1 rRNA gene is annotated in these 524 nt (G+C 51.9%); it reads right to left on the bottom strand.

Features of this window, described 5'->3' with window-relative positions:
- Nucleotides 1-524: ribosomal RNA gene (locus tag IGS58_RS28995) — 23S ribosomal RNA — on the bottom strand; the annotation flags it as partial.

Genomic DNA, 524 nt, shown 5'->3' with positions numbered 1-524 from the left:
CCACCTGTGTCGGTTTGCGGTACGGTCTCGTATGACTGAAGCTTAGAGGCTTTTCTTGGAACCACTTCCGATTGCTTCGTGAACAAGTTCACTCGTCTCAACCCCTTGAATTGCGCACCCGGATTTGCCTAAGTGCCTTCTATGAGCCAAAAACCAACTATTCCAACAGTTGGACAACCTTCCGCGATCCGTCCCCCCATCGCATCATACGACGGTGCAGGAATATTAACCTGCTTCCCATCAGCTACGCATCTCTGCCTCGCCTTAGGGGCCGACTCACCCTGCTCCGATGAACGTTGAACAGGAAACCTTGGGCTTACGGCGTGGAGGCTTTTCACCCCCATTATCGCTACTCATGTCAGCATTCGCACTTCTGATACCTCCAGCATCCTTTACAAGACACCTTCGCAGGCTTACAGAACGCTCTCCTACCATATATATTGCTATATATCCGCAGCTTCGGTGACTGGCTTAGCCCCGTTACATCTTCCGCGCAGGACGACTCGATCAGTGAGCTATTACGC

The sequence above is a fragment of the Janthinobacterium sp. EB271-G4-7A genome, assembly GCF_020858075.1.
Classification (GTDB): domain Bacteria; phylum Pseudomonadota; class Gammaproteobacteria; order Burkholderiales; family Burkholderiaceae_D; genus Janthinobacterium; species Janthinobacterium lividum.
Note: the sequence above shows the minus strand (reverse complement) of the source record. Positions and strands in the feature narration are given on the sequence as shown.